The organism is Novosphingobium sp. JCM 18896, assembly GCF_025938095.1.
Classification (GTDB): domain Bacteria; phylum Pseudomonadota; class Alphaproteobacteria; order Sphingomonadales; family Sphingomonadaceae; genus Novosphingobium.
This window is the reverse complement of the sequence record NZ_JAPCZF010000002.1, coordinates 484,439-511,010: the sequence shown is the minus strand read 5'-3', so window position 1 is coordinate 511,010 and position 26,572 is coordinate 484,439. Positions and strand designations below refer to the sequence as shown.

Annotated in this window: 26 protein-coding genes and 1 tRNA gene; 13 read left to right on the top strand and 14 right to left on the bottom strand. The window is 68.0% G+C overall.

The features are described 5' to 3' along the window. Positions 1 to 9: 9 nt before the first annotated feature. From OLX23_RS08295 to OLX23_RS08275, 5 genes are read right to left on the bottom strand one after another with little or no spacing between them, the layout of a single operon-like run. Positions 10 to 495, bottom strand: a complete 486-nt coding sequence (locus OLX23_RS08295; RefSeq protein ID WP_264444349.1) for a dihydrofolate reductase — start codon at positions 493 to 495, stop codon at positions 10 to 12. 4 nt (positions 496 to 499) lie between these two features. Beyond that, a complete protein-coding gene (locus OLX23_RS08290) occupies positions 500 to 1,558 on the bottom strand; it encodes a 5-(carboxyamino)imidazole ribonucleotide synthase (protein ID WP_264444347.1) in 1,059 nt (352 codons plus the stop codon). Positions 1,559 to 1,562: 4 nt separating this feature from the next. After that, positions 1,563 to 2,018 carry a 5-(carboxyamino)imidazole ribonucleotide mutase gene (purE, locus tag OLX23_RS08285; RefSeq protein ID WP_264444911.1) on the bottom strand — a complete coding sequence of 152 codons (456 nt, stop codon included), beginning with the start codon at positions 2,016 to 2,018 and terminating at the stop codon, positions 1,563 to 1,565. Positions 2,019 to 2,043: 25 nt separating this feature from the next. After that, positions 2,044 to 2,730, bottom strand: coding sequence for a 2,3-diphosphoglycerate-dependent phosphoglycerate mutase (gene gpmA, locus OLX23_RS08280; RefSeq protein WP_264444345.1), 687 nt, complete (start codon positions 2,728 to 2,730; stop codon positions 2,044 to 2,046). A 46-nt stretch (positions 2,731 to 2,776) separates the two neighbouring features. Further along, entirely contained in the window at positions 2,777 to 2,920 is a 144-nt protein-coding gene (locus OLX23_RS08275) for a hypothetical protein (RefSeq protein ID WP_264444344.1), read from the bottom strand. A gap of 133 nt (positions 2,921 to 3,053) precedes the next feature. On the opposite strand from OLX23_RS08275, the gene OLX23_RS08270 reads away from it, so the two are divergent. Both OLX23_RS08270 and OLX23_RS08265 read left to right on the top strand, forming a co-directional pair. Further along, positions 3,054 to 3,128, top strand: a tRNA-Thr gene (locus OLX23_RS08270). Between the two features lie 162 nt (positions 3,129 to 3,290). After that, positions 3,291 to 3,632 carry a hypothetical protein gene (locus tag OLX23_RS08265; protein WP_264444343.1) on the top strand — a complete coding sequence of 114 codons (342 nt, stop codon included), beginning with the start codon at positions 3,291 to 3,293 and terminating at the stop codon, positions 3,630 to 3,632. On the opposite strand, the gene OLX23_RS08260 is transcribed toward OLX23_RS08265, so the two are convergent. The 8 genes from OLX23_RS08260 to OLX23_RS08225 all read right to left on the bottom strand — a co-directional run bounded on the left by OLX23_RS08260 (position 3,629) and on the right by OLX23_RS08225 (position 12,475). Then, positions 3,629 to 4,948 carry an MFS family transporter gene (locus OLX23_RS08260; protein WP_264444341.1) on the bottom strand — a complete coding sequence of 440 codons (1,320 nt, stop codon included), beginning with the start codon at positions 4,946 to 4,948 and terminating at the stop codon, positions 3,629 to 3,631. The two genes, OLX23_RS08265 and OLX23_RS08260, sit on opposite strands and share 4 nt — an antisense overlap. Positions 4,949 to 5,149: 201 nt before the next feature. Further along, positions 5,150 to 5,866 carry a glutamine amidotransferase gene (locus OLX23_RS08255; RefSeq protein WP_264444340.1) on the bottom strand — a complete coding sequence of 239 codons (717 nt, stop codon included), beginning with the start codon at positions 5,864 to 5,866 and terminating at the stop codon, positions 5,150 to 5,152. Between the two features lie 74 nt (positions 5,867 to 5,940). Continuing rightward, positions 5,941 to 8,439, bottom strand: a complete 2,499-nt coding sequence (locus tag OLX23_RS08250; RefSeq protein ID WP_264444339.1) for a TonB-dependent receptor — start codon at positions 8,437 to 8,439, stop codon at positions 5,941 to 5,943. Between the two features lie 105 nt (positions 8,440 to 8,544). Further along, complete coding sequence (locus tag OLX23_RS08245) at positions 8,545 to 8,724, bottom strand: YezD family protein (RefSeq protein WP_264444338.1); 180 nt, start codon at positions 8,722 to 8,724, stop codon at positions 8,545 to 8,547. Next, on the bottom strand, positions 8,721 to 9,716 hold the full coding sequence (locus OLX23_RS08240) for a sulfate/molybdate ABC transporter ATP-binding protein (protein ID WP_264444336.1): 996 nt from the start codon (positions 9,714 to 9,716) through the stop codon (positions 8,721 to 8,723). Before OLX23_RS08240 ends, OLX23_RS08245 begins: the two co-directional genes overlap by 4 nt. After that, positions 9,713 to 10,555 carry a sulfate ABC transporter permease subunit CysW gene (gene cysW / locus OLX23_RS08235; RefSeq protein ID WP_264444334.1) on the bottom strand — a complete coding sequence of 281 codons (843 nt, stop codon included), beginning with the start codon at positions 10,553 to 10,555 and terminating at the stop codon, positions 9,713 to 9,715. Before cysW ends, OLX23_RS08240 begins: the two co-directional genes overlap by 4 nt. Further along, complete coding sequence (gene cysT, locus OLX23_RS08230) at positions 10,555 to 11,415, bottom strand: sulfate ABC transporter permease subunit CysT (RefSeq protein ID WP_264444333.1); 861 nt, start codon at positions 11,413 to 11,415, stop codon at positions 10,555 to 10,557. Before cysT ends, cysW begins: the two co-directional genes overlap by 1 nt. A 40-nt stretch (positions 11,416 to 11,455) precedes the next feature. Next, positions 11,456 to 12,475 carry a sulfate ABC transporter substrate-binding protein gene (locus tag OLX23_RS08225; RefSeq protein ID WP_264444332.1) on the bottom strand — a complete coding sequence of 340 codons (1,020 nt, stop codon included), beginning with the start codon at positions 12,473 to 12,475 and terminating at the stop codon, positions 11,456 to 11,458. A gap of 378 nt (positions 12,476 to 12,853) precedes the next feature. Here OLX23_RS08225 and OLX23_RS08220 point away from each other — a divergent pair, with 378 nt between their 5' ends. From OLX23_RS08220 to OLX23_RS08180, 9 genes are all read left to right on the top strand, one after another. Further along, a complete protein-coding gene (locus tag OLX23_RS08220; RefSeq protein WP_413629792.1) occupies positions 12,854 to 13,486 on the top strand; it encodes a lytic transglycosylase domain-containing protein in 633 nt (210 codons plus the stop codon). Between the two features lie 104 nt (positions 13,487 to 13,590). Further along, complete coding sequence (locus OLX23_RS08215; RefSeq protein WP_264444331.1) at positions 13,591 to 13,914, top strand: TrbC/VirB2 family protein; 324 nt, start codon at positions 13,591 to 13,593, stop codon at positions 13,912 to 13,914. Positions 13,915 to 13,919: 5 nt separating this feature from the next. Next, entirely contained in the window at positions 13,920 to 14,201 is a 282-nt protein-coding gene (locus OLX23_RS08210) for a type IV secretion system protein VirB3 (RefSeq protein WP_264444330.1), read from the top strand. 12 nt (positions 14,202 to 14,213) lie between these two features. Then, on the top strand, positions 14,214 to 16,625 hold the full coding sequence (locus tag OLX23_RS08205) for a VirB4 family type IV secretion/conjugal transfer ATPase (RefSeq protein WP_264444329.1): 2,412 nt from the start codon (positions 14,214 to 14,216) through the stop codon (positions 16,623 to 16,625). After that, the gene (locus tag OLX23_RS08200; RefSeq protein ID WP_264444328.1) at positions 16,625 to 17,872 is read left to right on the top strand and encodes a type IV secretion system protein; all 1,248 of its coding nucleotides are present in this window, start codon (positions 16,625 to 16,627) and stop codon (positions 17,870 to 17,872) included. Before OLX23_RS08205 ends, OLX23_RS08200 begins: the two co-directional genes overlap by 1 nt. Beyond that, positions 17,869 to 18,660 (top strand): TrbG/VirB9 family P-type conjugative transfer protein, encoded by a 792-nt coding sequence (locus OLX23_RS08195; RefSeq protein WP_264444327.1) that lies wholly within the window; start codon positions 17,869 to 17,871, stop codon positions 18,658 to 18,660. The genes OLX23_RS08200 and OLX23_RS08195 overlap by 4 nt, the downstream gene beginning before the upstream one ends. Then, on the top strand, positions 18,657 to 19,760 hold the full coding sequence (locus OLX23_RS08190) for a TrbI/VirB10 family protein (protein WP_264444326.1): 1,104 nt from the start codon (positions 18,657 to 18,659) through the stop codon (positions 19,758 to 19,760). The genes OLX23_RS08195 and OLX23_RS08190 overlap by 4 nt, the downstream gene beginning before the upstream one ends. A gap of 143 nt (positions 19,761 to 19,903) precedes the next feature. Beyond that, positions 19,904 to 21,259 (top strand): NADP-specific glutamate dehydrogenase, encoded by a 1,356-nt coding sequence (gene gdhA, locus OLX23_RS08185; protein ID WP_264444324.1) that lies wholly within the window; start codon positions 19,904 to 19,906, stop codon positions 21,257 to 21,259. Positions 21,260 to 21,276: 17 nt separating this feature from the next. Next, positions 21,277 to 21,888: a Pycsar system effector family protein gene (locus tag OLX23_RS08180; protein WP_264444323.1), complete on the top strand. Its 612-nt coding sequence runs from the start codon at positions 21,277 to 21,279 to the stop codon at positions 21,886 to 21,888. A gap of 160 nt (positions 21,889 to 22,048) precedes the next feature. Here the strand turns inward: OLX23_RS08180 and OLX23_RS08175 are convergent, their stop codons facing one another. Beyond that, the gene (locus OLX23_RS08175) at positions 22,049 to 22,999 is read right to left on the bottom strand and encodes a tetratricopeptide repeat protein (RefSeq protein WP_264444322.1); all 951 of its coding nucleotides are present in this window, start codon (positions 22,997 to 22,999) and stop codon (positions 22,049 to 22,051) included. Between the two features lie 129 nt (positions 23,000 to 23,128). On the opposite strand from OLX23_RS08175, the gene OLX23_RS08170 reads away from it, so the two are divergent. Continuing rightward, on the top strand, positions 23,129 to 25,627 hold the full coding sequence (locus OLX23_RS08170; RefSeq protein WP_264444321.1) for a cyclic nucleotide-binding domain-containing protein: 2,499 nt from the start codon (positions 23,129 to 23,131) through the stop codon (positions 25,625 to 25,627). Further along, positions 25,627 to 26,562 (top strand): hypothetical protein, encoded by a 936-nt coding sequence (locus OLX23_RS08165; protein ID WP_264444319.1) that lies wholly within the window; start codon positions 25,627 to 25,629, stop codon positions 26,560 to 26,562. The genes OLX23_RS08170 and OLX23_RS08165 overlap by 1 nt, the downstream gene beginning before the upstream one ends. Positions 26,563 to 26,572 lie beyond the last annotated feature (10 nt).

Below are 26,572 nucleotides of genomic sequence, written 5' to 3'. Positions count from 1 at the left end.
TGGCGAGGGCTATAGATCGCGCGTCAGCGTCACGAAAGCGAATGCGGGGCGTTCGCCTTCGGCGGCGTGCTCTTCGCGGAAGGTCTCGTGCCAGGTGGCATCGAGCGCCGGCATGAAGGTGTCGCCGGCGATCTGGGCATGGACCTCGGTCAGCTCGACGCGGCGCGCCCGATCGAGGAACAGCGCGTTGATCTCGGCGCCGCCGATCACCGCGACCGCGCCGTCGCCCGCGATGGTGAGCGCTTCGTCGACCGAATGGACGACTTCGGCGCCCTCGGCCCGCCAGGCGGTATCGCGCGTCAGCACGATATGGCGGCGGCCCGGCAGCGGGCTGGGGAAGCTCTCGAAGGTCTTGCGGCCCATGATCATAGGCTTGCTCATGGTCAGCGCCTTGAAGCGCTTGAGATCGGCGGGCAGGTGCCAGGGCAAGCTGCCGTCCTTGCCGATCGTGCCGTTGGCGGCGCGCGCGTAGATCAGGAACAGGTCCTGGGTCACGGCGTCAGCACAAGGTCAGGCGGGTGACGTGGCCCATCTTGCGCCCGGGCCGCGCCGCCGCCTTGCCGTAGAGGTGGAGGTGGTTGGCCGGATCGGACAGGATCTTGGCCCAGTCCTCGGCGGCGTCGCCGATGATGTTGCGCATCTCGACGCCGCGTGCGGCGAGCGCGGTGTCGCCCAGCGGCAGGCCGCAGATCGCCCGGACGTGGTTCTCGAACTGGCTGGTGACCGCGCCCTCGATCGTCCAGTGCCCCGAATTGTGCACGCGCGGCGCCATCTCGTTGAACACCGGTCCCTCGGCGGTCGCGAAGAATTCGAGCGTGAGTACGCCGACATAGTTGAGCGCGTCGGCGACCTTGGCGGCCAGCGCGCGCGCCGGCGCGACCTGGTCCTGGATCGGCGCCGCGGCGGGCACGGTCGACAGCGCGAGGATGCCGCCCTTGTGGACGTTCTCGGCACTGTCCCAATAGCGGATGTCGCCATCGGCGGCGCGGCACAGGATCACCGAGAATTCGGCTTCGAAAGTGACGAAGCCTTCGTAGATCAGCGGAACATCGGGGAGATCGAGGCCCTGCGCGTCCTCGGGCGTCATGATCCGCCACTGGCCCTTGCCGTCGTAGCCGTCGCGGCGGGTCTTGAGGATGCCGGGCGTGCCGATCGTCGCGATCGCCGCGGCGAGGTCTTCGGCCGAATCGACCGTCGCATAGGGCGCGGGCTTGCCGCCGAGCGTCTCGACGAAGCGCTTCTCGTTGAGCCGGTCCTGCGCGGTTTCGAGCGCGCGCGGGTGCGCGAGCAGCGGCACCTGGCCGAGCGCGGCGAGCGGCGGCACGGGGACGTTCTCGAACTCGTAGGTCACCACGGCGCAGTCGGCGGCGAACTTCGCCATGGCCTCGGCATCGTCCCAGGCCGCGCAGGTGAAGGCACCGCAGACCTCGGCCGCGATCGAATCGGCCTCGGGCGCATAGACGTGGCAGCGATAGCCGAGCTGCGCCGCGGCCACGGCGATCATCCGGCCGAGCTGGCCGCCCCCGAGGATGCCGATCGTCTCACCGGGCGGAATCATCGCGTTACGAAGGCCTTTCCGCCACGGATTCGGTCTGCGCCGCGCGATAGGCCTTGAGGCGTTCGGCGAGCGCGGCATCGTTGCCCGCGAGGATCGCCGCGGCGAGCAGGCCGGCATTGGTCGCGCCGGCCTCGCCGATCGCCAGGGTGCCGACGGGAATGCCCGCGGGCATCTGCACGATCGACAGCAGGCTGTCCTGGCCCGACAGCGCCTTCGACTGCACGGGCACGCCGAGCACCGGGACATGCGTCATCGAGGCGATCATGCCCGGCAGGTGCGCGGCGCCGCCGGCGCCGGCGATGATCACCTTGAAGCCCGAAGCTTCGGCGCCCTTGGCGAAGTCGACCAGGCGATCGGGCGTGCGGTGCGCCGAGACGATGCGGACATCGGTGTCGACGCCGAGCTTGTCGAGCGCTTCGGCCGCGCGGCTCATCGTCGCCCAGTCGGACTGGCTGCCCATGACGATCGCGACGAGAGCGCCCACCTTACTTCTCCGAGAGGTAGTAGCGCTCGATCGCGCCCAGGTTGTCGTCGAGTTCGTAGACGATCGGCTGGCCGGTGGGGATCTCGAGGCCGGTGATCTCGTCGTCCGAGATGTTGGACAGGTGCTTGACCAGCGCGCGCAGCGAATTGCCGTGCGCCGAGATGATCACCGTCTCGCCCTTGCGGAGCTCGGGAACGATCGCGCTCTCGTAATAGGGCAGGACGCGGGCGATCGTGTCCTTGAGGCTCTCGGTCGAGGGGATGGCGATGCCGGCGTAGCGGCTGTCCTTGCCCAGATCGAATTCGCTGCCGGCGTCGAGTACCGGCGGCGGAATGTCGAAGCTGCGGCGCCACACCTTGACCTGGTCGTCGCCGTGCTTGGCCGCGGTCTCGGCCTTGTCGAGCCCGGTCAGGCCACCGTAGTGGCGCTCGTTGAGGCGCCAGTCCTTGGTCTCGGGGATCCACAGCCGGCCCGCGGCCTCGAGCGCCAGGTGCAGCGTCTTGATCGCGCGCGTCTGGAACGAGGTGAAGGCGACCGTCGGCAGCATGCCCTTGTCGGCAAGCAATTTGCCCGCGGCCAGGGCTTCTTCCTCGCCCTTGGGGGTGAGGTTTACGTCCCACCAACCGGTGAAGCGGTTTTCCAGGTTCCACTGGCTCTGGCCGTGGCGCACGAGAATCAGACGAGGCAAGGTCTATCGCTCCCTGTTTCGGAAGGCTGCTTGGAAGTTGGCGGCCCTAGCTTCTCGTCGGGGCTTTGGGAAGAGCGGCTTTGTCGTCCTGGTCGAGTGCGCGCGCCTGCACCTTGCGGCGCTTGAGGTTCTCGCGCAGCTTGGCTGCCAGCCGTTCTTCACGCGAAGCGGTTTCGGACTTCTTCTCCATGTCCCAGCCTTGCCGCGCGCCGGGCGAAAGCTCAAGCCGGCGCAATCCGCATGCGGGCGCTTGACATTGCTTCGGCTCGCGGCCAAAGCGCGCCCCTGCCCGGCGCCCCAGGTGCCGCGCGAGCGAATGGTGTGCTGCTGTAGCTCAGTGGTAGAGCGCATCCTTGGTAAGGCTGAGGTCGGGAGTTCAATCCTCCCCAGCAGCACCATTCGTTCCCCGGCCGGCACGGTTTTCGCCGAAGCGGCTTTAGGTGAACTTCTCGTAACAATACTTATCCTGCGTCGCCCCCGCGGCGCGAATCTGCTATGCCCGTTCCAGGTGAGCGGGGGGCCGATCGCCTGACTGTGCGAATTTCGCCATGGAGGCGGGGATGAAGGGCTTTGTGCTGCGCAGGCTGCAGCCGCATGCGGGTGTGATCAAGCAGAGGTATGCCGAGGGCGAATCGTTCGCCGATCTGGCCGAGCATTTCGATTGTGGCTGGGGGACGATCCGTCGTTTCCTGATCAGCCACGATGTGCCGCTGCGTCAGGAGCCGCGCAAGCGCAAGCTCGACGCGGTGGGGCCCGACGTGCTGGCGGCGTTCCGCGGCGGTACCGACATCAGCCTGATCGCGGCGCGCTACGAAGTGCAGTTGCAGACCGTGCGCAACTATCTGGTCGAACGCGGTGCACTCGTTGCGGCCAATTCGGCCGAGGATCTCGACGCGGCCTAATCCGCGTTGTTGAGCGTTCCATGCTGGCGCGAATCGCGCATGGTCACCGCGGTGACCAGCGCCAGCCCGCTCATGCCCGCCGCATACCAGTAGAACAGGCTCTCGCTGCCCGCCGCCTTGAACGCGAGCGCGACATATTCGGCCGAGCCGCCGAACACCGCATTGGCCACGGCATAGGAAAAGCCGACCCCCAGCGCGCGCACCTCGATCGGAAACAGCTCGGCTTTGAACAGGCCCGAGATCGAGGTGTAGAAGGACTGGATCAGCATCGCCGCCATGATCAGTGCGAAGGCCGTGGTGGTGTCGCTCACGCGGCCGATCGCGGTCAGCAGCGGCACGGTGGCCAGGGTGCCGAGCGCGCCCCAGACGATCAGCATGTTGCGGCGTCCGATCCGGTCGGACAGCAGGCCGAACAGCGGCTGGACCAGCATGAAGCAGAACAGCGCCAGGGTCATCACCGCGGTCGCGTCCCGGGTCGACATGCCCGCGGTGTTGACCAGGTACTTCTGCATGTAGGTGGTGAAGGTGTAGAAGCCGAGCGAGCCGCCGGCGGTCAGCGCGATCACCGTGATCAGCGCGCGCGGATGGCGCAGCAGCCCCTTGATCGTGCCGGCCTCGGCCGAGGCGGCGGCTCCTTTCGAGGTCTCATGCAGCCCGCGGCGCAGGTAGAGCGCCGACAGCGCCAGCACCGCGCCGATCACGAAAGGCACGCGCCAGGCCCAGGCGTGGATCGTTTCCTCGCTGACCAGCAACTGGAGCACGAAGACCACGAGCACCGCGGTCAACTGGCCGCCGATCAGGGTGACGTACTGGAACGACGAATAGAAGCCGCGGCGCCCGGCGATCGCGACCTCGCTCATGTAGGTGGCGCTGGTGCCGTACTCGCCGCCGAGCGAGAAGCCCTGAAGCAGCCGCGCCGCCAGCAGCAGCGCCGGCGCGGCCGCGCCGATCTGGGCATAGGTCGGCAGGCAGGCGATGATCAGCGAGCCCAGGCACATCAGCAGGACCGAAAGCAGCATCGCCGCCTTGCGCCCCTTGCGATCGGCATAGCGGCCGAAGAACCAGCCGCCGACCGGTCGTGCGAGGAAGCCGATCGCGTAGATCCCGGCGCTGTTCAGCAATTGCGCGGTGCGATCGGCCTGGGGGAAGAAGCTCGAGGCGAAGTAGAGCGCGGTGAAGGCGTAGGCGTAGAAGTCGTACCACTCGACGAGATTGCCGGTCGAACCGGCGACGATCGCCTTGACCCGTTGGCGCGGGGTGAGCGCCGGGGTTTCGTCGGCGGGCGTGATCGAAAGGTCGGCGCTGATCGTGCTCATGCGCGGCACGGTAGCGGAAAAGGTGGCGGTGGGAAGTATCCTCCCCGGCACGGGGAGGGGGGCCAGCCGCAGGCTGGTGGAGGGGGTTCTCGTAGGGGCGCTACCGCGCGGGCGTGGCGGTAGCGGTGAGCCCCCTCCACCACGCCCCCTTCGACAAGCTCAGGGGTCGCGGTCCCCCTCCCCGTGCCGGGGAGGATCGGCTCAATCGAACCCTTCGAGCCACTCCGCGATCATGCGCTGGCCGGCGGCGACGGCGCCGGGGCCCAGCGCTTCGTGATCGGCGCGCAGCCGGGCCTCGGTCGTGCCCGCGCGGAGAATCGCATCCTGGCCGCCTTCGATCCAGGCGTCGAAGCGCGGGTCGAGCCCCATCTCGGCGTGGAACTGCAGCGCCAGGATGTGCCGGCCGCGGGCGAAGGCCTGGTGCGGGTAGAGCGGGCTCGAGGCCAGCAGCTCGACGTCGTCGGGCAGGGTGAAGGTATCGCCGTGCCAGTGCAGCACGGGCACTTCGGCGACATGGCGCAGCGGACCGGACAGGCCCTGCGCGCTCAGGTTCACGGGATGGAAGCCGACTTCGGAGGCATGGCCGGCGTAGACCTCGCCGCCGAGCGCGGCGGCCATCATCTGCGAGCCGAAGCAGACGCCCAGGGTCGGGCGATCGGCTTCGAGCCGGCGCGCGAGGCGGCCGAGCTGGCAGGAAATCCAGGGGTATTTCTCGCGCTCGTAGACCCCCATCGGCCCGCCCATCATGATCAGCAGGTCGGGCTCGGCCAGGTCGACCGCGGAAAAGCGGGGGTCGGACACGTCGATCCGATCGACGTCGTAGCCCGCGGCCTCGATCGGCGCGCGGTAGCCGGCGACCCCTTCGTAGGGAACGTGCCGGATGATCAAGGCGGTCTTTTGGGCAGTCTTCTGCGTCATCGATATCCTCTCGTGAGGGCCGGCTCGGGTTGTCCCGTCGCAGGCCGCTCATCAAGTCATAATAGCGATCAGCCTCAGAACGAGAACTTCAGCGTACCGCCCCAGGTGCGCTGATCGCCCGGCGTACCGGCGATCAGGCCGACGTTGCCCGGCGCGACCTGCAGCAGATCGATGTAGTTGACGTCGAAGGCGTTGCGGACCCAGCCGAACACGTCGAAGCCCTCGCCGCGGAAGCCGGCGCGGAAGTTGGTCAGCGCATAGCCCTCGACCTTGGTGTAAATCGACGGCGAGGCGTTCGAGTTCCAGTCCGAGCGGTAGTTGCCGTCGACGCCCAGGTAGATCTGGCCTTCCTTGTCGAGCAGGTTGACCGGCACGTTGTATTCGGCGCCGTAGGAGAAGGCCCACTTCGACACGCCCGGCAGACCCTGGCCCGAGATGTCGCAGGCGCGCGGGCTCAGCGCGCCCGGAACGCCCGCGGCGCCCGGCGTGCCGCCGACCGCGACGAAGCTACCGCCCGAGAGCTCGGGCGGGCACGGCGCGCTGGTGAACTTGACGTACTTGGCGTCGGTATAGGCGGCGTTGGCATAGGCGGTGAAGCGGTCGCTCGCGCGGATCTTGAAGTCGGCTTCGATACCCTGCGAACGGACCTTCTCGGCATTGGCCAGATAGCCGCGCACCGTGCCGAACTGGCCGCCGTTGACCGTGGCCTGGAAGTCCTTGATCTCGGTGCGGAAGGCGGTGAGGTTGAAGGTCGCCAGACGGTTCAGGAACGAGGTCTTGAGGCCGATCTCGAAGTGGTTGACCGATTCCGGCCGGACCGTGGAGGCGCTGAGCACCGGCTGGTTGTTGGTGTCGAGCGGCAGGCCGTTCTGGTTGATGCCCACGGTCTTGAAGCTCTTCGCATAGGTCGCATAGACCAGCACGTCGGGCGTGATCTTGTAGTTGACGTTGAGGTCGTAGCTGAAGTTCCAGTCGCTGACCGAAGGCGTCGTCAGCTGCGGCTGATAGACGCCGCACTGGGCGGTGAGCACGGCATTGCCCGCCGTCGCCGAGGGCGCGCAGCTGGTGATCAGCGTACCTGCACCGGTGGTCACGACGCGCTGGTAGAAGCCTTCCTTCTTGTCGTAGTTCACGCGGATGCCGGGCTGGATGGTCAGCTCGGGGGTCAGCTTGTAGCTGACCTGGCCATAGAGCGCGACGCTGTCGGCCTTCAGATACTGCGTGTTGGTGGCGGTCAGGCCGTTGAGCACGTCGGGCCGGTTGTAGACGTTGGTCGGGTCGGTCGAGGGCGCCAGGCTGAAGCGCGTGGCTTCGCTGCCCTGCTGCTCGGTGCCCTGGGTGTCGATCCGCTGCTTGAAGCCGAACAGGCCGACGACGAAGTCGATCTTGTCGCCCGAGTAGTTGTAGCGGAACTCCTGGCTGTACTGGTCCTGCTGCGAGGGGTTCTGCGACTTGGCGACGACCGAGGCGCCGGTGAAGTCACGATCGTTCTCGGGCTTCCAGTCCCAGAAGCGCCAGGCCGTGATCGAAGTGAAGGTGCCGGGGCCGACGTCCCACTTCACCTTCAGCGAGGCGCCGCCGATCTTGTTGCCGGCGTTGAGGCTGGCGTCGATGTCGGTCAGGCGATCGTAGACGTTGCGGCTGGGAACGGTGAAGTTCTTGCCGGGATTGGCCGCGTTGAGCGCGGCGATCAGCGCGTCGTACTGGCGGTTGAGCGGGCGCTGGGTGGTGCCGACGCGAACGAAGGCGGTGCCGCAGCATTCGGGATCCTGCTGGCTGTAGTCGCCCGACAGCGTGATCGAGAGATCCTCGCTGGGCTTGAACAGCAGCTGGCCGCGCAGGCCGAGGTTGTCCTGCTCGTTGACCCAGCGCTGGGTGCGCGTGTTCCACAAGGTGCCGCGGCGGCTGGTCGTGGCGACGGCGACGCGCGCGGCGACCGTGTCCGACAGCGGACCCGAGACCGCGGCCTTGCCCTGCTTGTAGCCGAGGTTGCCCGCGGTCAGCTCGGCGCGGCCCTCGAAGTCGAAGGTCGGCTGGTTGGTGGTGATGTTGATCGCGCCGGCCGTGGTGTTCTTGCCGTAAAGCGTGCCCTGCGGGCCGCGCAGTACTTCGACCTGGTCGACGTCGAGGAAGTCGAAGGTCGCGGCGGCGACGCGCGAGTTGTAGACGTCGTCGACGTAGATGCCGACGCCCTGCTCGAAGCCGTCGCTGGTCAGGCCGAACGGCACGCCCAGGCCGCGGATGTTGACCGAGGTGTTGCGCGGGTTCGAGGTGTAGACCTGCAGGGTCGGTGCCAGCTGCTGCAGCTTGACGACGTTGAAGTTGCCCGTGGCTTCGATCGAGTCCCCCTTGATCACCGAAATCGCCAGCGGCACTTCCTGCGCGGTCTCCTGGCGGCGGCGGGCGGTGACGATGATCACGTCGCCGCGGCTGGGATTGTCGGCTTCGGGCTGATCGGCGGCAGCGGTGTCGGCACCCGTGGCGGTGCCGGTCGTCGCCTCGTCGGCGAGGGCGGGAGACGCGAGAAGCGTCAGGCCGGCGGCGCTCGCCAGCAACAGGGAACGGGAGATCATCGTATTTTCCTCCTGGTAGAGATCACGACGCCTCCAGTGGTCCGGTTGGCAGTCAGCGAATTTATGGATTGTTGTTGAAAGGAAGGGTGGAGCGCGTGGGTGCGATCAGTTCGGCTTGAGCCGCTTCTTCTCGGTCACGTCGATCTGGACGACGCGGCCCTCGTGGACGGTCAACGAGACGTTGCCGTACTTGAGGCCGGTCAGCGCCTCGCGGACGCTGGAGATGCTTTCCTCGAGGATGCGCGCCGCCTCGGGCGAGATCGGCGCAGATTCTTGGTTGGTCATGGCTGGGCTCCATTGGGGGTGAAGGTCGTGGAACGGAGGGGGCGCACGCGGATCGTGCTGCCGAGCGCGGGCGCCGGCTGGTCGGCATCGACGTCGATCTCGACGACTTGAGCAGGGTTGGGGCCATTGCTCTCGAGCTGCCCTTCGATCCGCCAGGCGCCGCCCTTGCGGAAGACGTTGTCGACGACCACCGCCCAATTTTCCTGAGATGGGCCGCCTTCGGACACGATCTCGATGTCGTGTGGGCGAACGTGCAGGTTGCCGGGCAGCTTGTTGGTTTCGCCTACGAAGTTCGCGACGAAGGGCGTTGCCGGCTGCATGTAGACCTGCTCGGGCGTACCGATCTGCTCGATCCTGCCGTGGTCCATGACGACCACGCGGTCGGCGAGTTCGAGCGCTTCCTCCTGATCGTGGGTCACGAAGATCGAGGTCAGCCCCATCTGCTGGTGCAGTTCGCGCAGCCAGCGGCGCAGATCCTTGCGCACCTTGGCGTCGAGCGCGCCGAAGGGCTCGTCGAGCAGCAGCAGCTTGGGCTCGATCGCCAGGGCGCGGGCCAGGGCGACGCGCTGACGCTGACCGCCCGAGAGCTGGCTGGGCAGGCGATCGCCGAGCCCGTCGAGCTGGACCAGGCGTAGCAGTTCAGCGGCGCGCGCCTTGATGTCGGCCTTGCTCGGCCGGTCGCGGCGCTTCTTGACGTTGAGCCCGAAGGCGACGTTCTCGGCCACGGTCATGTGGCGGAACAGCGCATAGTTCTGGAAGACGAAGCCGACGCCGCGGTCGCCCACGCCGATGCGCGAGACGTCCTCGTCATCGAACAGGACCTCGCCGGTATCCTGGAACTCGAGGCCGGCGATGATGCGCAGCAGGGTGGTCTTGCCCGAGCCCGAAGGGCCGAGCAGCGCGATGAATTCGCCCGGCTCGATCTTGAGGTCGATGCCGTGCAGCGCGGGGAAGTCGCCGAAGCGCTTGGTGACGTGGTTGACGGTGATCAATGCCCGACTCCTTCGTGGCGGAGGTCGAAACGCCATTCGAGGACGCTCTTGGCGACCAGCGTCACCAGCGCGAGAAGCGCCAGCAGCGAGGCCACGGCAAAGGCACCGACAAAGTCGTATTCGTTGTAGAGGATCTCGACGTGCAGCGGCATCGTGTTGGTCAGGCCGCGGATGTGGCCCGAGACGACCGAGACCGCGCCGAACTCGCCCATGGCGCGCGCGTTGCACAGCAGCACGCCGTAGAGCAGGCCCCAGCGGACGTTGGGCAGGGTGACGTGCCAGAAGGTCTGCCAGCCGTTGGCGCCGAGCGAGATCGCGGCTTCTTCGTCGGCCTTGCCCTGCTCCATCATCAGCGGGATCAGCTCGCGCGCGACGAAGGGGAAGGTGATGAACACCGTCGCCAGGACGATGCCGGGTACCGCGAAGACGATCTTGAGGTCGTGCGCCTGGAGCCAGGGGCCGAGATAGCCGTGCGCGCCGAACAGCAGCACGAAGATCAGGCCCGAAACCACCGGCGAGACCGAGAAGGGCAGGTCGATCAGGGTGATCAGCAGGCTCTTGCCCGGGAACGAGAACTTGGTGATCGCCCAGGCCGCGGCGAGGCCGAAGACCATGTTGAGCGGCACCGAGATCGCGGCGATCAGCAGGGTCAGCCTGATCGCGGCGATCGCGTCGGGATTCTTGATCGCCTCGAGGAAGGCGCCGAGGCCCTGTTCGAGCGCCTCGAAGAACACCGCGATCAGCGGCAGCGCGAGGAAGAAGGTGAGGAAGGCCAGCGCCAGCGCGATCAGCACGCCCTGGGTCAGCCGGTCCTCGGTGGTCGAGCGGAGGCGCGCCATCAGATCGCCCTCCCGCGCGCACGCGCCTGGATCAGGTTGATCAGCAGCAGCACGCCGAAGCTCGCCAGCATCATCACCGTCGCGATCGCGGTGGCGCCGGCATAGTTGTACTGTTCGAGCTGGGTGACGATCAGCAGCGGGGCGATCTCGGTCTTGCCGGGCATGTTGCCCGAGATGAAGATCACCGAGCCGTATTCGCCGACGCCGCGGGCAAAGGCCAGGGCGAAGCCGGTCAGCAGCGCCGGGCCGATCGCGGGGAGGATCACGCGGTTGAAGGTCTGGAAGCGGTTGGCGCCCAAGGTCGCGGCGGCCTCCTCGACGTCCTTGCCGAGATCGGCGAGCACGGGCTCGACCGAGCGGACGACGAAGGGCAGGCCGATGAAGACCAGCGCGACGGTGATGCCGAAGGCGGTGAAGGCGACCTTGATGCCCAGCGGGTCGAGGAACTGGCCGACCCAGCCGGTCGGCGCATAGAGCGCGGTCAGGGCGATGCCGGCGACCGCGGTGGGCAGCGCGAAAGGCAGGTCGACCAGCGCCGAGACCACCTTCTTGCCCGCGAAATCATAGCGCACCAGCACCCAGGCGACGAGCAGGCCGAACACCGCATTGACCAGCCCTGCGGCCGCGGCCGTGCCGAAACTCAGGCGATAGGCGGCGAGCGCGCGGTCCGAGAAGCCGACCGCGACGAAGTCGTGCCAGCCCATGCCGGCGGACTTGAGGAAGATCGTCGCGAGCGGGATCAGCACGATCAGGGTCAGCCAGCCGAGCGTGAAGCCGAAGGTCAGCCCGAAGCCGGGCAGGACCGACGGCCGGCGCCAGGATCGGGCGCGCGCCAGGGTGCGGGGATGGGATGGGGACATCTGCAGTGGCCTGCTCGAATGCGGGGGTGGGGAGGGTGGCTTACTTCTTGACCGAGATGCGGTCGAAGACGCCGCCGTCGTCGAAGTAGGTCTTCTGCGCCTTGGTCCAGCCGCCGAAATCCTTGTCGATCGTGACGAGGTTGATCTCGGGGAACTGGGCCTTGAACTGCGCGGCGACCTCGGCATTGCGCGGGCGGTAGAAGTTGCGCGCGATCGCGGTCTGGGCCTCGGGCGTGTAGAGGTATTCGAGGTAGGCCTTGGCCACGGCCTCGGTGCCGTGCTTCTTCGCGTTCTCGGTGACCACCGCGACCGAAGGCTCGGCGAGGACCGAGATCGACGGGACGACGATCTCGAACTTGCCCGCACCCAGCTCCTTCTCGGCGAGGAAGGCTTCGTTCTCCCAGGCCAGCAGGACGTCGCCGATGCCGCGCTCTACGAAGGTCGTGGTCGAGCCGCGCGCGCCGCTGTCGAGCACGGGAACATTGCCGTAGACGCGCTTGACGAAGTCCTCGGCTGCGGCCTCGGAGCCGCCGGCCTTGCGGCCATAGGCCCAGGCGGCGAGGAAGTTCCAGCGCGCGCCGCCGCTGGTCTTGGGGTTCGGGGTGATCACCTGGATGCCCGGCTTCACCAGGTCACCCCAGTCCTTGATCGCCTTGGGATTGCCCTTGCGAACGAGGAACACGATCGTCGAGGTGTAGGGCGCCGAATTGTCGGGCAGCGCCTTCTGCCAGTCGGCGGGGAGCAGGTGGCCCTTCTCGGCGATGGCATCGACGTCGTGCGCCAGCGCCAAGGTGGCGACGTCCGCCTCGAGCCCGTCGATCACCGCGCGGCTCTGCTTGCCCGAACCGCCGTGGCTCATCTTGAAGGTCACGTCCTGGCCGGTCTTCTGCTTCCAGTAGGCGGCGAAGGCGGGGTTCACCGCCTGGTACAGCTCGCGCGTCGGATCGTAGGAGACGTTGGTCAGCTCGACCGAATTGCCGTCTTTCTTGGCGCCGCCCGAACAGGCGGAGAGCGTGGCGGTCAGGGCCAGGGCGGCGGTCAGGAACAGGCGGCGTTGCATCTCGTGGGTCTCCCTCGTGGGTTGGACGCAGTAAACTCAATTAATCAAGTAGACATTCAATTTGATCTGTTGCGCCCTAAAGCGCGGCTTTCATCGCGGCCGCTCCGGCTGGTCTTTCTGCAGGGTTGCGGAGGCGTGCCGAACGAATCGACCGCCTGCGATTAACCAGGATCAACTAACTCAACTCTTGAAGTAGACAATGACCTGTCGACGAGCCGATGTCAAATCTCGATGAAATGAGTAGACATTGCATCGCCTCAGCGATCGGGTTCGATTCCGACAGTGCGATATCGCGCGGCGATCAGGCGCCGTTCAGCCAGACTGGCGAAAATGGCCGTCTTGCTTTATCGCGGCGCGGGGCCGTGGAGTTCGAATCGGGTGGATCGCCGTATTTTCGTGTCTCTCGCCGCGAGCTCCGTCGCGGCCATGATCCCGTCCGCGGCCTCGGCCGACGTGATGGAAATCGGCGTGGGCGGCCACAGCTGGATCGCCGGCGGACCGCGCGCCGCGGTGGTCGAGGTGGCCGCGCCGGCCAGCGATGGCCAGATCGAAGCCCAGATCGAGGCGGGGCCCGATTCCGCAGCCTATCCTTTGTCCTTCACGCAGATCGGCGACACTGCCGGACCCGCGCAGTGGCAGCCGCGCGTGGCCGAACTCGCCGCCAAGTACGATCTCAGCCCGGCGCTGCTCGAAGCCGTGGTCTGGCAGGAGAGCCGCTGGAACACCGGCGCGGTCTCGCCGGTCGGTGCGCGCGGCCTGACCCAGCTGATGCCGGGCACGGCGCGCCAGATGGGGGTGAACCCGCACGATCCCAGCGCCAATCTCGAAGGCGGCGCCCGCTACCTGCGGCTGCAGCTCGATGCCTTCGAGGGCGATATCGAAAAGGCGCTCGCCGCCTACAACGCCGGGCCGCAGCGCGTCGTCCGCGCCGGCGGCATCCCGGCGATCCGCGAGACGCAGCTCTACGTCTCCTCGATCATGGCGCGGCTCTCCGCGCCGGTCCGCAGATAGTCGCGATGCCGGCGAACCGGTCACCCGTCGCCGTCGTACCGCATTGCCGCAATCGTCACAGTGCTGTCATGTTACTAGCGCAACGGAGCCGCCAGGAGGGCCCCTTGAGTCGTCGATTCTCTAGCCGTGCGTTGCGTTCGCTGCTTCCGTTCCTGTCGTTCGCCGCGCTTTCGGCGCCGGTTTCGGCGCAGGTGCAGGGCGCCGATCCTGCGGGTTCGGGCCCGATCGTCGCGGCGCTGGGCTGGCTCCAGGGCACCCTGCTCGGCAATGTCGCCACCGCGGTTGCGGTCATGGCCGTCGCCGCCGTCGGCTTCATGATGCTGACCGGCCGGATGAACTGGCGCTTCGGCGCCACCGTCATCATCGGCTGCTTCATCCTGTTCGGTGCCGGGGCGATCGTCTCGGGCATCCAGACGGCAGCGGGCTGACCCTCGTGGAACTCATCCGCCACTCCGTCCATCGCGCGCTGACGCGGCCGCAGATGTTCGCCGGCGTGACCTTCAGCTTCTTCGTGATCAACCTGATGGTCACGACCGAACTGTTCCTGATGACCAAGAGCTTCTGGGCGCTGCCCGCCGCCGCGCTGATCCACGGCGTCGGCTATATCGCCTGCCTGCGCGAGCCGCGGGTGTTCGACCTGTGGATCACCAAAGTTTCGCGCTGCCCGCGCGTGCCGAACTTCCGGCACTGGGGCTGCAACTCCTATTCGGCGTGAGGGCCTGACGCGATGGCGAAACCCAAGCTTTCCCTCCCCTGGGCCACCAAGGAAGCCAAGGCCGGCGACCGCCTGCCCTATCGCGCGCTGGTCGACGAGAACGTCGTGCTGCTGCGCGACGGTTCGGTGATGATCTCGCTGCTCGTCCCCGGCATCTCGTTCGAGACCGCCGACGCCGACGAGCTCAACGCCCATACCGCGGTGCGCGAAGTCCTGCTGCGTGCCAGCCTCGACGCGCGCTTCGTGCTCTATCACCACGTCGTCCGCCGCCGTGTCCACGTCGAGCTCGCCGGCGGCTTCGAGGATCCGCTGGCCGCGCATATCGACGCGCGCTGGCGCGACAAGCTCGGCGCGGGCGCGCTGTTCGTCAACGACCAGTTCGTCACGCTCGTGCGCCGTCCCGCGCGCGGCAAGGCGGGCTGGCCCGAACGTATCGGCCGCCTGTTCAAGAACCGCGGCCAGGAAGCGATCGAGGCCGAACCGGGCGACGTGCGCACCCTGCGCTCGGCCGCCTCGGCCATGCTCGCCGCGCTCGGTGCCTATGGCGCGCGCCTGCTGGGTGATTACGAGGGCGGTGCCGGTACCTGCTCCGAAGTGCTCGAACTGCTCTCGGCGCTCTACAACGGCGAGATGCGCCCCGTGCGCCGGCCCGAGGATCACGTCGACGTCGGGCAGATGCTGCCCTATCGCCGGCTGTCGTTCGGGCTCGACGCGCTCGAGCTCAAGGGCGCCCAGGGCACCTCGTTCGGTGCGCTGGTCAGCCTCAAGGACTATCCCGATTCGACCGGCCCGGGCCTGACCGACGCGCTGCTGCGGCTGCCGCAGGAGCTGACCCTGACCGAAAGCTATGCGCCGTCGGACCGCCAGGTCTCGCGCGAGCGGATCGATCTCGCCATCCGCCGGCTCAAGTCGGCCGACGAGGAAGCCGTCGCCGAACGCCGCGAGATGACCGCGGCGCGCGATGCGCTCGGCACCGGCTCGGCGGCTTTCGGCGATCATCACCTGTCGGTGCTCGTGCGTTCGGACCGGCTCGACAGCCTCGACGATGCCGTGGCCATGTGCGCCGCCGCGCTCGCCGATGCCGGCGCGGTCGCGGTGCGCGAGGACACCAATCTCGAGCCCGGCTTCTGGGGCCAGCTGCCCGGCAACGAGGCCTATGTCGTGCGCCGCTCGCTGATCTCGAGCGCCAACATGGCCTGCTTCGCCAGCCTCCACGGCTTCGCCATGGGCCAGGCTTCGGGCAACCACTGGGGCGAGGCGGTGACCCTGCTCACCACGACCAGCGCGACGCCGTTCTTCTTCAACTTCCACGCCGGCGATCTCGGCAATTTCACCGTCATCGGCCCCTCGGGCTCGGGCAAGACCGTGGTGATGAACTTCCTCGCCGCCCAGGCGCAGAAGTACAATCCGCGCATGGTCCTGTTCGACAAGGACCGCGGCGCCGAGGTCTTCGTCCGTGCGATCGGCGGGACCTACTCGCGCGTCGCCGCCGGCCATCCGACCGGGTTCAACCCGCTGGCGCTGCCCGACAGCCCCGCCAACCGCGCCTTCCTGCGCGACTGGCTCGGCGTGCTGCTTGAAGCCCAGGGCCCCGAGGAACTGGCGACGGTCTCGGCCGCGGTCGACGCGGCCTATGCCAACGACGCGCGCCTGCGCCGTCTCACCCACTTCCGCGAGCTGCTCGCCGGTTCGCGCCGCCCCGAGCCCGGCGATCTCGCCAGCCGCCTCGACGCCTGGATCGGCAACGGCGAACACGGCTGGCTGTTCGACAACGAGCAGGATCGCCTCGACCTGACGTCGAAGACGCTCGGCTTCGACATGACCGCGCTGCTCGAGACGCCGCGGCTGCGCACGCCGGTCATGATGTACCTGTTCCACCGCATCGAGGAACGCCTCGACGGCGAGCCGACGATGATCCTGATCGACGAGGGCTGGAAGGCGCTCGACGATCCGGTCTTCGCCGCGCGCATCCGCGACTGGCTCAAGACCTTGCGCAAGCGCAACGCGCTGGTCGGCTTCGCCACGCAGTCGGCGCGCGACGCGCTCGAAAGTCGCATCTCGGCGGCGCTGGTCGAGCAGACCGCGACGATGATCTTCATGCCCAACGCGCGCGCCAGGGCCGAGGACTATTGCGAGGGCTTCGGCCTGACGCAGCACGAGCTCGAGCTGATCCGCACGCTGCCCGCGCAGAGCCGCTGCTTCCTGATCCGCCAGCCCGATGCCTCGGTCGTCGTGCGGCTCGACCTTTCGGGCATGCCCGAAGTGCTCACGGTGCTCTCGGGCCGCGAGTCCATCGTGCGCCGGCTCGACACGCTGCGCGAGACCTATGGCGACGCGCCGGCGGCTTGGTATCCGGCGCTGACCGGCCAGATCTGGCCCGACGACGTGGACGGTGACCCCCTCTGGACCGAGGCGGCCGAATAATGGCCAGCGCCTGCGAGGTCCTGGCGGCAGAAGCGTCGAACGGCGTCGCCTCGGCGCTGCGCGCGGTCGATTGCCTCGCGGGCGAGACCGTCGCTTCGGCTTTCGCACGGCTGTTCGGTGGCGGCGCGGGCGGCGGCGGTGCGCTGCTGCCGGCGCTGACGATCGGCCTCACGCTCTACATCGCCTTCTTCGCGATCAGCCTGCTGACCGGGCGCAGCCGCATCGGCGTCTCGGCGCTGACCCCGCGGATGCTGACCCTGGGCCTGGTGCTGACCTTCGCGACCTCGTGGGTCGCCTATAGCCAGGTCGTCTGGAACCTGACGACGGGCGCGCCCGACGAGATCGCCTCGGTGCTGACCGGTAGCCAGGGTTCGGCGACGCAGATCTTCGGCGACCGCGTCGACCTCGTCTTTGCGGCGATCGCCGAGGCGGCCGATGCCAACAAGGCCGCGACCCCGCCCGCCGCCGCCGCGCAACAGGGCGCCCAGGCGGCCAGCGCCGCGGTCTCGGGCAATTTCACCCCCGCCAACGTCATGTGGCTCGGCGGGCTGCTGCTGCTGCTCGGCACGGTCGGCGTACTCGTCACCGCGCGGATCGCGCTGGCGGTGCTGCTCGCGGTCGGCCCGGTCTTCGTCATCTTCGCCTTGTTCAACGGCACGCGCGGGCTCTTCGTCGGCTGGCTGCGCGGGCTGACCCTGACCGCGGTGACGCCGCTGTTCGTCGTCGTCGGCGGCGGCGTGGTCATGGAACTGCTCGTGCCGGTCGTGGCCTCGCTCCACGGCGTCGAGGGGGTCAACGGCCGCTCGGCGCTGGCGCTGTTCGTCATCGCCTGCGTCCACGTCGCGCTGATGTCGATGATCCTGAAAGTGGCGGGGACGATGGTCTCGGCCTGGCAGGTCTTCGGCCTCGCCAGCAACGATCGCGAGAGCCGCGACAGCATGCCTGCGGCCGCGCCGCTGATGCCGGCCGCAGTGATGTCGCCGCTCATGCCCGCGAGCGGCGCCGCCGCGCTCGGCGGTCGTGCGGCGGCCCTGGTGCCGGCGACGAGCGTCGAAGTGGTGTCGCAAGGTGGCACCGGGGCGGCGTCCGGGAGCTCGTCGAGCCGCACCCACATCACTCAGGTTTCGGGCGGTTCGACCGCGGGCCTGCCGCCGCTGCCGCGCAGCCGCGCGCGCGGTATCGGCAGCCGCTTCGCCGCGCCCCAGTCAACGGGCGGCTCGGGCCGCGCCGGAGGAATGCAACGATGAAGACCCGTCTCCTCGCTCTCGCGCTGCTCGCCGCCACGGCGTCGCAAGCGGCCCACGCCGCCGACGCAAGGCTGACGCAACGGCTCTACAACGCCAACGAGGTCGTGCGCATCGACGGCAAGATGGGCGTCCAGGCGACCGTCGCCTTCGCCGACGACGAGCACATCGAGAACGTCGCCGTGGGTGATGCCGAATCCTGGCAGATCACCCCGAACAAGCGCGCCAACCTGCTGTTCGTGAAGCCGCTGACGGCCACGGCGCGGACCAACATGACCGTGGTGACCGATCGCCACACCTATTACTTCGACCTGATCGCCAATCCGCGCGCGACGGCGCCGGTCTATGCGCTCAAGTTCACCTATCCGGCCGAGCCGAAGGCTGCCGGAGCCGCGGGCGCCCCGGCCGTGGCGCTGACCGATGACGAGCGCGAGGCGCTCGACGCGCAGCCGGTCGATCCCGCACAGCTCAACTTCGCCTGGGCGAGCAAGGGCCCCGCGCGGCTGATCCCGCAGCGGCTCTACGACGACGGCGAATCGACCTATGCGGTCTGGCCCAAGGACGTGCCGATCCCGGCGATCCTGGTGACCAACGAGAAGGGCGACGAAGGCCCGGTGAACTTTGGCGTGCGCGGCGACACGATCGTGATCGACGGCGTCCCCAAGCAGCTCGTCCTGCGCGTCGGCCGCGAGCGCGCGCAGCTCGACTACAAGGGGCCGGGTCCCAAGCCCAAGGCCCAACCACAGGTCCAGACCGCCAGCAACGCCAGCGTCCAAGGGGGACAGCCATGAACCGCCAGCTCGGTACCCGCCGCAATGCCGAGGAATTCGAGGATCCGCGCGACCAGCAGGGCGCCGAGGTCATCGACCTCGCCACGCGTTCGGTGCTGCCGCAGGTCGCGGCGACCAAGCGCGGTTCGGACGGTCTCGGCCTCGCCGCGGGTGTCGCGGTGGTGGCGCTGCTCGGCGGCGTCACCCTGTGGTCGATGAACGCCGCGCGCGAGGATAGCCGGACACCCGCCGTGGCGCCGCAGGCCGCGGTTCCCGCACCCGCCGCGCCGCCGGTCGTGCCGCCGCAGGCGATTACGCCTGCGCCCAATCCCGCTGCGCCGCCGCCGGCTCCTGCGCCCGCGCCGGTCCTCGCCGCGCCGCCGCAGACCGCTGCCAATCTCGCCCCGCGCGCCAATCCCGCGGGTTCGCCCGCGGTCGTGTTCGACGCCTCGGCGTTGCCCGCGGCCTTGGCCGGCCCCGCCGCGGCCGGCGCGCCGGCCGGTGCCGGCAACAGCAACGACGACTTCGCCTCGCGCCTCGGCGTCGGTGGCGGCTCGGGCATGGCCACGGCCACCAAGATGATCGACCCCAAGTCGACCGTGACCCAGGGCACGCTGATCCCGGCAATCCTCGAGACCGCGATCGACACCGACGTGCCCGGCTATGTCCGCGCGATCGTCTCGGCCGACGTCCGTTCGTTCGACGGCAGCCGCGTGCTGGTCCCGCGCTCGTCGCGGCTGATCGGCCAGTACAAGTCGGGCCTCCAGGCCGGGCAGAAGCGCGCCTACGTTATCTGGACGCGGCTGATCCGGCCCGATGGCGTCTCGGTCAACATCGCCTCGCCGGCCGTGGCCTTCTCGGGCGAGACGGGCCTCGCGGGGAAGGTGAACTCGCACTTCTTCGAGCGCTTCGGCTCGGCCATGCTGCTGTCGGTGATCGGCGGGCTCTCGGCGATCGGCGGCAATGCCGGCGTGATCATCGCCGGTGGCGGCCAGTCGGCGGCGGCGGCGGCGGTCGGCCAGTCGGGTCAGATCGGCCCGACGATCCGCGTGCGCCAGGGCGAGCCGATCCGCGTGTTCACCGCCAAGGACCTCGATTTCTCGAAGGTGAAGACCGACTGAGGCGGCGCCCCGCGCAATGATGAAATGGTGGCGTAAATCACAATAGAAGGCGTCGCATTCCGCCTATACACTTCGCTACGTTGCCGCCATCCGACTCGGAAATCGCGTGTCGGGAATGGCTTGGCGCCGAAGGGGGAAGAACAATGGCGGTATCGGATCACGTCGACTTCAATGGCTTCATGGAGGGCGTCAACCGGCGCAATCCCCATCAGCCGGAGTTCGTCCAGGCGGTCCAGGAAGTGGCGGAAGACATCTTTCCGTTCCTCGACAGCAACGAAGAATACCATTCGCAGCAGATCCTGCGCCGCATTGCCGAACCCGATCGCGTGGTTTCGTTCCGCGTCTGCTGGGAAGACGACAACGGCAACATCCGCGTCCAGCGCGGCTGGCGCGTGCAGAACAACAACGCGATCGGCCCCTATAAGGGCGGCATCCGCTTCCACCCCTCGGTCACCGAATCGGTGCTCAAGTTCCTGGCCTTCGAGCAGACCTTCAAGAACGCGCTGACCGGCCTGCCGATGGGCGGCGGCAAGGGCGGCTCGAACTTCAATCCCAAGGGCAAGAGCGTGCGTGAGATCATGCGCTTCTGCCAGTCGTTCATGACCGAGCTCTATCGCCACATCGGCGCCGACGTCGACGTGCCCGCGGGCGACATCGGCGTGGGTGGTCGCGAGATCGGCTACATGTTCGGCCAGTACAAGCGCATCACCAACCAGTTCACCGGCGTGCTGACGGGCAAGGGCCTCGAATACGGCGGCTCGCTGATCCGTCCCGAGGCGACCGGCTACGGTGCGGTCTATTTCCTCGCCAACATGCTCGCGACCAAGGACCAGGACCTCGTCGGCAAGACCGCGGTGATCTCGGGCTCGGGCAACGTCGCCACCCACGCGGCCGAGAAGATCGTCCAGCTTGGCGGCAAGGTGCTGACCCTGTCCGATTCGGGCGGCTTCATCCATGATCCCGACGGCCTGAGCCAGGAGAAGATCGACTGGGTGAAGACGCACAAGACGCACCGCCGCGGCCGCATCGAGGAATATGTCGAGGCTTTCCCCGGCGCCACCTTCACCGCCGGCAAGACCCCCTGGGGCGTGCCCTGCGACGTCGCACTGCCCTGCGCGACGCAGAACGAGCTGCTCGGTGAAGATGCCAAGACCCTGATCGCCAACGGCGTCCAGGCCGTGTCCGAGGGCGCCAACATGCCGACCGACCTCGACGGCGTACACGCCTTCCGCGGCGCCAAGATCCTGTTCGCGCCGGGCAAGGCCGCCAATGCCGGCGGCGTCGCGGTCTCGGGCCTCGAGATGAGCCAGAATTCCGAACGCCGCTCGTGGAAGGAAGAGGAACTGCAGCAGATGCTCAAGGACATCATGGCCGGCATCCACAAGAGCTGCGAGACCTATGGCCGCCAGGGCGATGGCTACATCGACTACGTCAAGGGCGCGAACATCGGCGGCTTCAAGAAGGTCGCCGACGCGATGCTGGCCTTCGGCGTCGTCTGATCGCAGAGCCTTAGAGCGTGAACAGTGAAGACAAGCCGGCGGCGGCGGTGACTACACCGTCGCCGACTGCCTCGACTCCGAGTGCGCCGGTAGGCCCCGCGCGCAATGCCGACGGCTTTTCGATCCAGGCGATCCACCTCGTCCGCACGACCATGCAGGTCAACGTGACGATGAGCCAGATGGCCGACCAGAAGGCCTCGATCCTGATGGGCGCGACCTTCGTCGTCTTCACCATCGCGGTCGGCCAGGCGAGCCGCGGGGACTTTCCCTATGCGCTGATGGTCCTGGCGATCTCGGCCTTCCTCTCGGCGCTTTGCGCGATCGCCGCGGTGCTGCCCTCGTTCCGGCCGCCGCGCCGGCAGAGCTCCGATCGCGAGAACGTGCTGTTCTTCGGTGTGTTCGCCAATCTCAGCGAGGACGAATATGCCGATCGCGTGCTGGCCGCGCTGCGGTCGGACGAGACCGTGTTCCGCACGATGCTGCGCGACATCCACCAGAACGGCGTCGTGCTCCAGCGCAAGAAGTACCGCTATCTCGGCTACGCCTACCGCATCTTCCTCGCGGGGCTGACCCTGACTCTGGTGACCTTCCTGGTCGAGAGCGGTGGGGCGTTGGAGCGGTTGTTCTGACGGTCCACGCAGAAGGCTTTCCCACCTTCCACCGTCGCCCCTGCGAAGGCAGGGGCCCAACCGACCGCGCGCTCACGCACCTTTAGCTGCAGGACGAGAGCTTGGTTGGGCCCCTGCCTTCGCAGGGGCGACGGGACCGGGAAGCAGCTAGCCTCCCGGCTTACTTCACCCCCAGCACACCGGCCTGCTCGCGCAGCAGATCCGCCTTGTCGGGATTGGCCGCGATCGCGTCCCTGAGTGCCTGGCTGGCCTTGTCGGGCTGGTTGAGGGTCATCCGGCTGCGCATCAGCATGACCCAGCCTTCGGGATTCTTGGGCTGCGCCTTGAGCTTGCCCTCGAGCCGCGAGACCATGCCTTCGGCCATTTCGCGCTGTTCGCTCGGCGCCATGGCGGTGGCGGCCTGGAGGTCCTGCGCGGTCGGGCCGGGGATGCCCTGCGCCGCCATCGGCATCTGCGCCATCTGCGGTGGCGTCGTCGGCTTGGGCGCCTTGGCCTGGGCCGCGGCGATGCGCGCGGCGACGTCGATCTTGTTGATCTTGCCAATCTGCTCGATCGTGCGGACGAGGTTGTCGTGCCAGACCGCGTCGCTCGGCGTATCGGCGAGCAGCGCCAGCCAGTCGCCGACCGCGCCTTCGTGATCGCCGGTCAGGTCGCGCTTGACCGCGAGGAAGTAGCGCGAGCGCGGATCCTTGGGATCGAGCTTGAGCGCGCGCTGGAAGGCTTCGACCGCCGGTGGCGGCACGTCGCTGCCGCTGGCCATGGCCCGCGCCTCGCCGAGCGCCGACCAGATCACCGCATTGTTCGGCTCGATCGCGCTGGCCTTTTCATAGGCACCGGCGGCATCGGTATAGCGCTCGGCGACGAAATAGGCCGTGGCGAGCTGGCGCCAGACGCTGACGTTGTCGGGCTCGGACTTGCTGCGCAGTTCGAGCGCCTCGATCGACTGCGGCGCCAGGGCGGCGTCGCTGGCCGTCGCGGCGGGCGTGGAATCGCCCGACTTGCGCATGATCGTGAGGCCCACGGCAAAGGCCGCGATCAGCGCCGCGACCAACAGGGCGATCCTGCCCCACGGCAACTTGCGGGCTTCTGCCCCGTTCACGGCTTGTGTCATCCCGCCCTTCCCGTCATAGTCCGCGCAGCCATTGCGGTGATCCGCTTTGCCGGCGCTGATCCGCGATGTGCGGAAAATCCGCCGATAAAGCAATCGTCGAGACGGATGGGGACCCGGGGGGAAACGGGGTTGGAAACGCGCGTACGCATTGCCGTCATCGGCTCGGGTCCGGCTGGGCTCAGCGCAGCTTCGCGTGCAGCGCAGCTGGGGCTGGCGCATGTCCTGATCGAGAAGACCGACCACCTCTCGGACACGATCTACAAGTACCAGAAGGGCAAGCACGTCATGGCGACGCCCTCGTCGCTGGTGCTGCGTTCGGACCTCGATTTCGAGGCCGGCAAGCGCGAGGTCGTGCTCGGCACCTGGGACGAGCAGACCGCGGGCAACAAGGTCAACGTGCTCTACGAGGCCGAGATCACCGCGATCACCGGCGAGAAGGGCAATTTCTCGCTCAAGACCAAGAAGGGTGACGTCGTCATCGCCGAGACGGTGATTCTGGCGATCGGTACCCAGGGCAATCCCAACCTCGTGCGCTGCCCGGTCGAGGACGGCGCCCAGGTCCAGTACCAGCTCGACGATCCCGGCGAATATATCGACGAGCACATCACCGTCATAGGCGCGGGCGACGCGGGCATCGAGAATGCGATGGGCCTCGCGGCCGACCCGCAGCAGCGCAACAAGGTGACGATCGTCAACCGTTCGGCCGATTTCGCCACGGCCAAGGATGCCAACGTCAAGGCGCTGGTGGCGATGGAGGCCGAGGGCCGCATCACCGTGCTGCGCGAGACCACGGCGTCGCGGATCGACAAAGGCTCGATCACCTTCGACACGCGCGACGGCGAGCTGACCGTCCCCTGCGACCGCGTCATCGCGCGCATGGGCTCTGCCCCGCCGCGCGCCTTCGTCGAGGGCGCCTGTGCCGAGTTCGAGGAGAAGGACGGGCGCAAGGTCATCAAGCCCGGCACCGGCATCGAGTTCACCAGCGCCGACCGCGTCGCCTATCCCAAGCTGTCGCCGGCCTTCGAATCGACCGTCCCGGGGATCTACGTGATCGGCGCGCTGGCCGGCTATCCGCTGATCAAGCACTGCATGAACCAGGGCTACGACGTCGTCGAGTTCATCAACGGCAACAAGAGCCTCAAGCCTGCCGACGAGCCGATCCTGGCCGACAAGTTCGCCAAGCTGCCGGGCAACCGCTCGGTCGACGAATGGCTGACCACCTTCGGCAGCCAGATCGACATCTTCAAGGAGGTCTCGCCGCTCCAGCTGCGCGAGCTGATGCTCGATTCGACCGTCGCCGCCTTCGACGCGGGCGAGGCGGTGTTCGAGCGCAACGAGCCGGGCACCTCGCTTTTCGCGATCGCCGAGGGTTCGGTGCTGGTCGAGATCGACAAGGACGATCCCAGCAAGACCGTGCCGCTGCCGCAGGGCTCGATCTTCGGCGAGGTCGGCCTGATCTCGGGCCGCCGCCGCGGTTCGACGATCCGCGCGGCCGAGCCGACCGTGGTGGTCGAGCTCGCGCGCAACGCCGCGCTCAAGCTGATCTCGACCGTGCCGCCCGCGGGCCGCGCGATCACGCGCACCTCGATCGAGCGCCAGCTGCTGCAGATCTTCGGCTCGGGGCTGACCAGCGCCGACGTCGCCGAAGTGGTCGCGGGGGCCGAGGTCAAGGACGTGCGCGCGGGCGACGTCGTGCTGACCGAGGGCGACACCGGCGACGACATCTACGTGATCCGTCGCGGCTCGATGATCGTCGAGAAGACGATCGCCGGAAAGCCGGTGTTCCTCTCCTACCTGCCCGCGGGCTCCTATGTCGGCGAGATGGCGCTGATCGACGGGCAGCCGCGCTCGGCCACGGTCAAGGCGGCGATCAAGTCCGAAGTGATCCGCCTGCCCGGCGAGGCCTTTGCCCGCCTGCTCGAAAAGAAGCCGCAGCTGCTGGCCAAGGCCCAGGCCGAGATGGCCACGCGCCGCGACGTCAACGCCTTCATCGAGGGGCGCAAGGACATCTTCTCCTCGGTCGTGGACATGTATTCGGAGACCGCGCGCTTCCTCGTCGACAACGGCATCGGCGAGGCGACCGACGTGCTGCTGATCGACGAGACGCTCTGCGTCGGTTGCGACAATTGCGAGAAGGCCTGTGCCGACAGCCACGAAGGCCTGTCGCGGCTCGATCGCGAGGCGGGCAAGACCTATGCCCACCTCCACGTGCCGACCTCGTGCCGCCACTGCGAGCATCCGCACTGCATGGCCGATTGCCCGCCCAACGCGATCAAGCGCGGCCCCGACGGCGAGGTGTTCATCGACGACACCTGCATCGGCTGCGGCAATTGCCAGCGCAACTGCCCTTACGGCGTGATCCGCATGGATTCGGTGCCGCCGCCCAAGCCGTCGCTGCTCGAATGGCTGTTCTTCGGCAAGGGGCCGGGGCCGGGCGAGCCGTCGTACTACTGGCGCAAGAAGAACGCCGTGCCGGGCGAGGAAAAGCCCAAGAAGGCGATCAAGTGCGACATGTGCTCGGGCATCGAGGGCGGCCCCGCCTGCGTTCGCGCCTGCCCCACCGGCGCCGCGATCCGCGTCGCGCCCGAGGCCTTCCTCACCGTTTCTCGGCTCGGGGAGGACAACTGATGGCCAGCCAGCCCGACACTGGCGCACCGGCGGTGACCGCGGCTTCGACCCCGGCCGAAATCCGCGCAGCCGTGCAGAAAGGCCGCCAGACCGGCCGCCAGGCGGTCAGCGATCACGAAGGCTTCCTGCGCCACGCCAAGTTCCGCTGGCTCAAGATCGCGGTGGTGCTCTGCGTGCTGTCGCTGATCGGCTATTTCGGTGCCGACGTGAAACCGCGGCCCAACGGCGGCTCGTGGATGGGCTATACCCTGGGCACGATCGGCGCCTTGCTGATCGTCTGGCTGACCCTGCTCGGCTATCGCAAGCGCCACATGACGCGCGGCGCCTGGTCGCTCAAGGCCTGGACTTCGGCGCACGTCTACCTGGGCCTGTCGCTGATCATCGTCGCGACCTTGCACACGGGCTTCCAGTTCGGCTGGAACGTGCACACCCTGGCCTATACCTTGATGATGCTGGTGATCCTGTCGGGCATCTTCGGGATCAGCGCCTATGCGACCCTGCCGCAGCAGCTCTCGGCCAATCGCGGTGAGATGACCCAGGGACAGATGCTCGACGCGTTGCGTGCGATCGACCGTCAGCTGCACGATGCCGCGCAGCCGCTCGACCGGCACTATGCCGATCTCGTGCTCGCCGCGCTCGAGCAGGATCCGTTCGAGGGCCGGCTGTTCGCGCGGCTCACCGGCCACTATCCGGGCTGCACGACGCGCGCTGCGGTCGAAGGCTTCAACCGCGCCTCGCTGTCCGAGGCGCGTGATCCGACGATCCAGCGCATCGAATCGCTGCTGCAACGGCGGACCTCGCAACTGTCGCTCGTGCGCCGGCACATGCGCATCCGCGGTCTGCTCGAAGTCTGGCTCTACGTCCACGTGCCGGTCACTTTCGCGCTGCTCGCAGCACTCACGGCGCACATCATCAGCGTCTTCTATTACTGGTAGGGGTGCTGGG

What these genes read in the sequence shown, in the direction of transcription:
- OLX23_RS08290 (WP_264444347.1), bottom strand. Translation starts at nt 1,558, where the DNA reads ATGATTCCGCCCGGTGAGACGATCGGCATCCTCGGGGGCGGCCAGCTC.
- OLX23_RS08260 (WP_264444341.1), bottom strand. Translation starts at nt 4,948, where the DNA reads ATGAGCACGATCAGCGCCGACCTTTCGATCACGCCCGCCGACGAAACC.
- OLX23_RS08165 (WP_264444319.1), top strand. Translation starts at nt 25,627, where the DNA reads ATGGCCAGCCAGCCCGACACTGGCGCACCGGCGGTGACCGCGGCTTCG.
- cysT (WP_264444333.1), bottom strand. Translation starts at nt 11,415, where the DNA reads ATGTCCCCATCCCATCCCCGCACCCTGGCGCGCGCCCGATCCTGGCGC.
- OLX23_RS08225 (WP_264444332.1), bottom strand. Translation starts at nt 12,475, where the DNA reads ATGCAACGCCGCCTGTTCCTGACCGCCGCCCTGGCCCTGACCGCCACG.
- OLX23_RS08195 (WP_264444327.1), top strand. Translation starts at nt 17,869, where the DNA reads ATGAAGACCCGTCTCCTCGCTCTCGCGCTGCTCGCCGCCACGGCGTCG.
- OLX23_RS08255 (WP_264444340.1), bottom strand. Translation starts at nt 5,866, where the DNA reads ATGACGCAGAAGACTGCCCAAAAGACCGCCTTGATCATCCGGCACGTT.
- purE (WP_264444911.1), bottom strand. Translation starts at nt 2,018, where the DNA reads ATGGGCAGCCAGTCCGACTGGGCGACGATGAGCCGCGCGGCCGAAGCG.
- OLX23_RS08250 (WP_264444339.1), bottom strand. Translation starts at nt 8,439, where the DNA reads ATGATCTCCCGTTCCCTGTTGCTGGCGAGCGCCGCCGGCCTGACGCTT.
- OLX23_RS08245 (WP_264444338.1), bottom strand. Translation starts at nt 8,724, where the DNA reads ATGACCAACCAAGAATCTGCGCCGATCTCGCCCGAGGCGGCGCGCATC.
- gdhA (WP_264444324.1), top strand. Translation starts at nt 19,904, where the DNA reads ATGGCGGTATCGGATCACGTCGACTTCAATGGCTTCATGGAGGGCGTC.
- OLX23_RS08275 (WP_264444344.1), bottom strand. Translation starts at nt 2,920, where the DNA reads ATGGAGAAGAAGTCCGAAACCGCTTCGCGTGAAGAACGGCTGGCAGCC.
- OLX23_RS08205 (WP_264444329.1), top strand. Translation starts at nt 14,214, where the DNA reads ATGGCGAAACCCAAGCTTTCCCTCCCCTGGGCCACCAAGGAAGCCAAG.
- cysW (WP_264444334.1), bottom strand. Translation starts at nt 10,555, where the DNA reads ATGGCGCGCCTCCGCTCGACCACCGAGGACCGGCTGACCCAGGGCGTG.
- OLX23_RS08265 (WP_264444343.1), top strand. Translation starts at nt 3,291, where the DNA reads ATGAAGGGCTTTGTGCTGCGCAGGCTGCAGCCGCATGCGGGTGTGATC.
- OLX23_RS08190 (WP_264444326.1), top strand. Translation starts at nt 18,657, where the DNA reads ATGAACCGCCAGCTCGGTACCCGCCGCAATGCCGAGGAATTCGAGGAT.
- OLX23_RS08175 (WP_264444322.1), bottom strand. Translation starts at nt 22,999, where the DNA reads ATGACACAAGCCGTGAACGGGGCAGAAGCCCGCAAGTTGCCGTGGGGC.
- OLX23_RS08200 (WP_264444328.1), top strand. Translation starts at nt 16,625, where the DNA reads ATGGCCAGCGCCTGCGAGGTCCTGGCGGCAGAAGCGTCGAACGGCGTC.